At 34.7% G+C, this 6,001-nt stretch carries 10 protein-coding genes; 1 reads left to right on the top strand and 9 read right to left on the bottom strand.

Annotated features, from left to right (window positions below):
- Positions 1-132: helix-turn-helix domain-containing protein (locus QNJ66_RS26240; RefSeq protein WP_366146292.1), on the bottom strand; the 132-nt coding region annotated here is incomplete at its 3' end.
- A 302-nt stretch (positions 133-434) separates the two neighbouring features.
- Between QNJ66_RS26240 and QNJ66_RS17005 the strand changes: the two genes are divergently transcribed.
- Entirely contained in the window at positions 435-1,922 is a 1,488-nt protein-coding gene (locus tag QNJ66_RS17005; protein WP_300509001.1) for an MmcB family DNA repair protein, read from the top strand.
- Positions 1,923-2,165: 243 nt separating this feature from the next.
- On the opposite strand, the gene QNJ66_RS17000 is transcribed toward QNJ66_RS17005, so the two are convergent.
- The 8 genes from QNJ66_RS17000 to QNJ66_RS16965 all read right to left on the bottom strand — a co-directional run bounded on the left by QNJ66_RS17000 (position 2,166) and on the right by QNJ66_RS16965 (position 6,001).
- Entirely contained in the window at positions 2,166-2,396 is a 231-nt protein-coding gene (locus tag QNJ66_RS17000) for a hypothetical protein (protein ID WP_300509000.1), read from the bottom strand.
- Between the two features lie 63 nt (positions 2,397-2,459).
- Positions 2,460-2,735 (bottom strand): hypothetical protein, encoded by a 276-nt coding sequence (locus QNJ66_RS16995; protein WP_300508999.1) that lies wholly within the window; start codon positions 2,733-2,735, stop codon positions 2,460-2,462.
- A 46-nt stretch (positions 2,736-2,781) separates the two neighbouring features.
- On the bottom strand, positions 2,782-3,102 hold the full coding sequence (locus QNJ66_RS16990) for a hypothetical protein (RefSeq protein WP_300508998.1): 321 nt from the start codon (positions 3,100-3,102) through the stop codon (positions 2,782-2,784).
- 66 nt (positions 3,103-3,168) lie between these two features.
- Positions 3,169-3,393 carry a hypothetical protein gene (locus QNJ66_RS16985; RefSeq protein ID WP_300508997.1) on the bottom strand — a complete coding sequence of 75 codons (225 nt, stop codon included), beginning with the start codon at positions 3,391-3,393 and terminating at the stop codon, positions 3,169-3,171.
- 9 nt (positions 3,394-3,402) lie between these two features.
- Positions 3,403-3,939 (bottom strand): siphovirus Gp157 family protein, encoded by a 537-nt coding sequence (locus QNJ66_RS16980; RefSeq protein ID WP_300508995.1) that lies wholly within the window; start codon positions 3,937-3,939, stop codon positions 3,403-3,405.
- A 62-nt stretch (positions 3,940-4,001) separates the two neighbouring features.
- Positions 4,002-4,304, bottom strand: coding sequence for a hypothetical protein (locus tag QNJ66_RS16975; protein ID WP_300508993.1), 303 nt, complete (start codon positions 4,302-4,304; stop codon positions 4,002-4,004).
- A gap of 54 nt (positions 4,305-4,358) precedes the next feature.
- Entirely contained in the window at positions 4,359-5,279 is a 921-nt protein-coding gene (locus tag QNJ66_RS16970; RefSeq protein ID WP_300508991.1) for a hypothetical protein, read from the bottom strand.
- A gap of 56 nt (positions 5,280-5,335) precedes the next feature.
- The gene (locus tag QNJ66_RS16965; RefSeq protein WP_300508989.1) at positions 5,336-6,001 is read right to left on the bottom strand and encodes a hypothetical protein; all 666 of its coding nucleotides are present in this window, start codon (positions 5,999-6,001) and stop codon (positions 5,336-5,338) included.

Genomic DNA, 6,001 nt, shown 5'->3' with positions numbered 1-6,001 from the left:
GCCATTTTCTACCCGTGAAATAGTAGAAGGACTAACATTACCAATTTCTGCTGCTGTTTCTCGCAAACCACGAGAACCACGTTTACTGCGTACTAAGTTAGTTAATCTTTCAATATCTAAATAATTTCCCATAATGCTAAACATTGAACATTAAACATTGAACATTAAACATTAAACATTGAACATTGAACATTGAACATTAAACATTGAACTGCCGACCCACCTCGAATTGAATTCGAGGTGGAAAGCGGCAGTGCATTCCGCACATTGAACATTTTGGTTTTAAGCCTACTTCCAAACGAATGATAAATATTAAATGAAATGACGGACAGGCCAAATCATATTCATCAAATTCATCAAACCCTGTCGTTAACTACGGGGTCTTATCTTATGGTTCTTATTGTATAATAATCTAGTTAACTAGAGTAAAAATAATGAAAATTATCCAGTTAGAATTACAATTAGAACAGGTAAATGATCGAATTACAGAGCTTTTACGGGGAAAAAATTATCATTGGACGGAAATTGCTAAATTGGCTATTATTGTACACAAACAAGAGCTTTTTAAGCCTGAGTTTACTTCATTCACTGCCTGGGTTAAGGATATTGCCATTCGATGCGATCGCCAACCGTCTTTGATTTGGCGATATATCAAAGCGTCTCGTTATTATTTGCAGTTAGTGTCTAATGTAGAGGTAGAAAATAAAAAGGATAATGAAGATAAAGATAATGAAGATTTACAGTTAGAACGATTAGACGAGATTAAAGCGGCCCCGGAGGCATTAGATCGGTTAGAGAAGGTGCAAAGACAAGCTCCCACTCCAGTATTCGAGACTTTAAGGGATAAAGTGTTAAACGGTAAGGCAACAGTGGCCGAATGTCGGGAAATTGAAAAAAGTTATCGGCCTTCCCTTATTGACAGTGGCAGTGGCAGTCGTAGCGCAGAAACTGGAGGAGGAGAAACTAGAGAAGGAGCAGCTGATTACCAGCCGTCAACTTCTAATTCAGATCAGTTACCGCTACCATTAAACACCGTTGTTAACGATGAGGTCTTAACCTCAACCTTAACCTCAACCTCAACCGAAGGGTCAACCGGTTCATCACAACAGAATCAAGAGCAAGGGCAAGGGCAACAGTCTGATCCCTTAGTTTTACCTATCCCTATCCCTATCACTATAACTAATCGAGGTCGTCCGAAAAAGGGGCAAGAAGGGACTTACAGGCATTTGGGGCAGAATAAAATAAATTCTACTGTTGGTGATGATCATGATCATCATAATGATGATAAAGGTGAAGGTGAAGGTGAAGAAGCTGCAAGTTTAGACGGGGGGGAAGTAAAAAGAAGTCAAATTGCTCCGACCATTGTGCGATCGCTTTCCGTCAATCTAGTCGACTGGACTAAAATAATAGCATCAAGGAATTACGCAGCAAAATATTATCAAGATCATACAGAAGTGAGGGTTAATTTTGAAAGACATCGATACAGGTTAGATTTTTTAGCCGTTGTCAGATGGACTTTTAAACGACCGAAAGATATTTTTGTGGTTGAAATTAAGAGTTGTCTTCAAGATTTTGAATCGGATTATAAGTGGACTAATTATCTTAAATTTTGTCATTATTTTTGTTTTGCTATTCCTTTGAACTCAAGCATAAGCTCAAGCTCAAGCTCAAGCGCAAACGTAAGCGTAGAAGATAATGATAATGACTTACTAAATGCGATTAAGAACATTTCTGATGATAGAATAGGTATATTAGGAATTGATTTTCAAGCATCTATTGATGAGTTTTGTAGTTATCCAGTTACCGTGATTAAAAAACCTAAAAAACTTGATAATCAGAAACATTATGGAAATCATACTCATTTAGTTTATGAGACTTTATATGAGAGAGTTTTAGGGTGGAAAGAGAAACATGATGATTAAATACACAATTTTTCCTAACGATAGCTCCACAAGAGGGGGCTGGTTCCTATTCCTATTATTCTCTATTGAATCACTGAAAAGTTAATCTATTTTTGATAAAACCGTAACCAATCTTCATAACTTTTATGTTTAGCTTCGTATCGTTTCCCATCAACAATTAAATGACGCGCTTCGGAAAGTCAAAAGTATCATATTTATCAGTAGTCTTATCTATTTACTAAAATTCCAGAAATTCCTTCTTTTTTACTTTTGCTTTTTGCCTTTTACCTTCGCGAAGCGCGCCCATTCTATTTTATTAGAAAATGGGGGTAATTCAGGATAAAGTTCATAATAAGGACGGAAAGGTTCACAAACTTCTTTATAACCTTTCCAACGCCATCCTTTTAACTTAAACCAGTTTTTTAAAACACTTTCACCGTGTTCAATGATATCCATATATTTCTCTCGGGAAAAATCAGCAGAACCAGCGATCATTTGCATTCTCCCATCACGCGCTTCGCAAAGGCAAAAGGTATAAGGCAAAAGGCAAAAGTCTTTTTATAAATTGGTTATTCTAGTTTGAATGATTCCCTCTATTATTAATTTCTTTTTGCCTTTTGATTTTTGCTTTTTGCCTTCCCGAAGGGCGTGCCAGTGATGATATTTAGCGTCATATTTATGAACACCGCAAGCCCAACAATGTTGACCTAATTTAGCCTTTGCTTCTCTTTTTGTCCTGTTCCACCATTGTTGTCCCTTGATGACTCTTGGTGCTAACCCATGTAACGGTTTAGGAATATTAGGATGAAATAATAACCAAGGATATTTACTCATAATTTTCTCCACTTGTAATCATTAACAATATTGTTAATTGAATTATTTAGTCATCAAAAAGATTGATTTCTAATTGAAAAAAGCTTTTCTTAATTGATCGCTTTTTTTTCCGAACTGAGGTTTTTTTCATTGAATCAATAAAAGTCTTTGCTTTCTGAAGATGCCACTCAGAGTCACAATATCTATCAATTCCTTGTTCTAAGAACTCCAATTCAGAAAGGTAACTATAAGCAATTTTCCCATTACTGACACTGACTGCTAAAATCCCCCCATTAGGAATACAAAAGTAAATTTTCCATTTTTTGTAATTCTCTATAAATTCGTCCATAGATTCAATTTCCTTTGGGTCAAATTCTTGCCATTCCATCTTAATTAATCCTCAAAATATAAGTTTTTGTTGAAATTGGGGGGAAACTCCCCCTATTACTTTTATTTAATGCCAGTTGGTATATCTAGGAGATTTTCCTTTCCACCAAATCATCATCTCTAGGGCTGGTTTATCTGAGTAGCAATTACCACCACTTCCATCCCAATCTTTAGGGTAATTAGTGTATTGATAAGTTACTGTTACATCAGGTTTGGTAAAAGTAATACATTCTCTGTTTTTTAGTCGCTTTTGGGCTTCTCCTAAAAAGTTTGCTCCTATAAAATGATACATTTTTACCTCCTACTTAATCATCAAACTGTATTCTTGATTGTCACTAAAGAAAGCCCAATCAAGTTGTTTTTGACTTTTCAAAGCTTTCTTAATTTCTGTCAGATTAGGCTCAATTTTTACCCTTTGAAACTCTGATGGTAACTGTTCCGGTTCAACATTCAAACAGACACGGGGTTGTTTACGTCTCATTGATAGTTTACAAGTTGCCCCTTCAACTTTTCTTTTATCAACCCGTAACATTTCTTTAACTAAATAATTCCGTAATCTAGCTGATTGTTTCTCACTCATCTCTGCTAAAATTTTCAACCTTTTCATTTCAGTTTGACGGGCTTTTGTTAGGGCTTCAAGATGCTTGATGTAATGACCAACTTTTTCAGCTTTATCATCAAATTGAGCGTCACTATTAAGCCATTCAGAAAAGACATGATTACGTCTAACCTCTTTTTCAGATTCGCTTAAATCGTTACAATCTTCAATCTCATCAATGACTCTTTCTAATTCTAAGATATCATCAGAAATTTGCCAAAGTTTACCATTAGTTTCCATTGTTTTTTAGTCCTTAATTAATGAAGTGAGTTAATGAGAGGATAATTTTATACCCATTAAGGTTAAAGTCCATCAGTTGCTTTAGCTATATACTTATAAGCTTTTTGTATGAACTTATACTTTTTACTTTCATATTCAACATGAGGTAATTTACACAGTCTGATTATCCTGGTAACAATAGAAGGATCTAACACATCACCATGTAAATCGTATGAATTTAAGATAATAAGATCCGTATTTTTTGGCCATTTTCTTTCTATAATTTTGTACCATCCTACTTCTTCATAGAAAATTTGATAGAGCAATTTTTCTTGATATTCAATTTCTTTCCCGTTTGGGGTTTTCCAATACTTAGTTTCAGTCATTTTTTTCTCCTTAATGTAGTGAGTATGGGGGAAATCACCCCTGATAGTGATTGATTAGAATTCCATATCCTTCTCAAGTTTTCTTAATTGTCTTTGTTTGGTTTCTTCATAAAAACCATCAAGATAAGGTTGAACATTAGGATATTTAGCTTCTTCCCCATTAGAAGCATCAATAATTCCCATTTGATACCATTCTTCTTTAGTTTTCGCTTTACTATCAGAAGAAATTTCATTATTAATAGAACGAGATTTAAGAGTAATATTTTTGACCTTTCTTGTTTGTTTGGGTTGTTCTGTCTTGGTGCGCGTTCCTTGGCTCCCTGCGAGGGAGCAGGGTCGCACCGCAAAGTCCATATCTTCTAAGTCTTGGGTAAAGAATTGACTGGCCCCGACTGAACAAAGGACAGCAGCAATTAAACTTCTTTTTTGTGCCATCTTTTGAATGGTATTTACTTGGTCAAAGATATCAGGATTCTCGATTAAACCAACATCTTGATTAGTAATTTCTGCATCATTATCTTTAAATTTAGCTCCACAACCTCCTTTTTTCTTATAACAAACATAACCGCCACCATACTGTTCTTTCCCTTTAATAACTGTAGGTTGACCACAAATAGGACAAGTTAATTCTGCTTTACGATAACGATATTTTCTCTCTTTACTATTACAACTACCGTCCCCTTGTCCTACTAATTGATTTTTATGATAAAGACTGCATTGATAATGATAATAAAAGACAGGTTTATCAAAATCAATGATTGAACTAATCAAGGAAAAGGTGGGATTCAAACTTAATAATCTGCATAATTTCTCGGCTCCTGGTTTAAGTAAAGTTGGTTTACTATTTGTTCCAGGAATGACCCCAAAATCTACATTTTCTTTCATTTGTTCTTTAACAAACGCAGTCATAACTTCATAATGTTCTCTGGTGATGGCTAAGGTTTCTTCTTGATTAACTTTGATGATTTCAGACATTTTCAACTCTCCATAAATGATATGTACAATTAGGGTAAATAATTCTGCATTACTGCTTAAAATATTGATTCTGTATATTGATAAACCTGGGCAGTTTCTTTTAAGTTAATTTTTCTCAAAAGATAGTTAACAGCATCACTAACTTCATCAAATGGAACCCCATGAATTGCCTTTTTCATCCATGCTTCTACCCCTGAAAACTGAGTTTTAATAATACTGCCTATTTCTTCAGTTTCAGGAGAATATTCTTCCCCATTAAATTTCCTTACCCAAGCAAATAACCGATATTCAATATTATTCTTAGTTTCATGTTTTCTTGTAAAGCATCCTAGCGGTAAGTCTTCATCATTAATATCAAAATCATTGAAGTTTTGACTAGGCTCAACTTCAACATATTCTGACCTCATGATCTGATGTTTGCATTGAGACTTTTTACCAGTCTTTACTCGATAAATCCAATCTTTACAAGTACAGGAATCAGCAGAAACTTGATAAACTTCTCCCGTTTCTAAGTTGGTAACTTCGCTATAATCATGATTCCAATCATATCCTTGAAAAGCAGACTTTTTAAGAAACGTTGCCCGTCTTTTCCCTTGTTTATCTTCATAATAAACCCAAGGAGTCTCACCTTTACCTAAGAAACGAAACTTAAGAATTTTAACCGCTACTTTCTTAAGAATAGCTAAGGCTGCATATTTGATAGTGTCTAAAGTTTTAATCAT

The sequence above is a fragment of the Crocosphaera sp. genome (genome assembly GCF_030064895.1).
GTDB lineage: Bacteria > Cyanobacteriota > Cyanobacteriia > Cyanobacteriales > Microcystaceae > Crocosphaera.
This window is presented reverse-complemented; position numbering and strand designations above follow the sequence as displayed.

What these genes read in the sequence shown, in the direction of transcription:
- QNJ66_RS17000 (WP_300509000.1), bottom strand. Translation starts at nt 2,396, where the DNA reads ATGATCGCTGGTTCTGCTGATTTTTCCCGAGAGAAATATATGGATATC.
- QNJ66_RS17005 (WP_300509001.1), top strand. Translation starts at nt 435, where the DNA reads ATGAAAATTATCCAGTTAGAATTACAATTAGAACAGGTAAATGATCGA.
- QNJ66_RS16995 (WP_300508999.1), bottom strand. Translation starts at nt 2,735, where the DNA reads ATGAGTAAATATCCTTGGTTATTATTTCATCCTAATATTCCTAAACCG.
- QNJ66_RS16985 (WP_300508997.1), bottom strand. Translation starts at nt 3,393, where the DNA reads ATGTATCATTTTATAGGAGCAAACTTTTTAGGAGAAGCCCAAAAGCGA.
- QNJ66_RS16970 (WP_300508991.1), bottom strand. Translation starts at nt 5,279, where the DNA reads ATGTCTGAAATCATCAAAGTTAATCAAGAAGAAACCTTAGCCATCACC.
- QNJ66_RS16990 (WP_300508998.1), bottom strand. Translation starts at nt 3,102, where the DNA reads ATGGAATGGCAAGAATTTGACCCAAAGGAAATTGAATCTATGGACGAA.
- QNJ66_RS16965 (WP_300508989.1), bottom strand. Translation starts at nt 6,001, where the DNA reads ATGATTAAAACTTTAGACACTATCAAATATGCAGCCTTAGCTATTCTT.
- QNJ66_RS16975 (WP_300508993.1), bottom strand. Translation starts at nt 4,304, where the DNA reads ATGACTGAAACTAAGTATTGGAAAACCCCAAACGGGAAAGAAATTGAA.
- QNJ66_RS16980 (WP_300508995.1), bottom strand. Translation starts at nt 3,939, where the DNA reads ATGGAAACTAATGGTAAACTTTGGCAAATTTCTGATGATATCTTAGAA.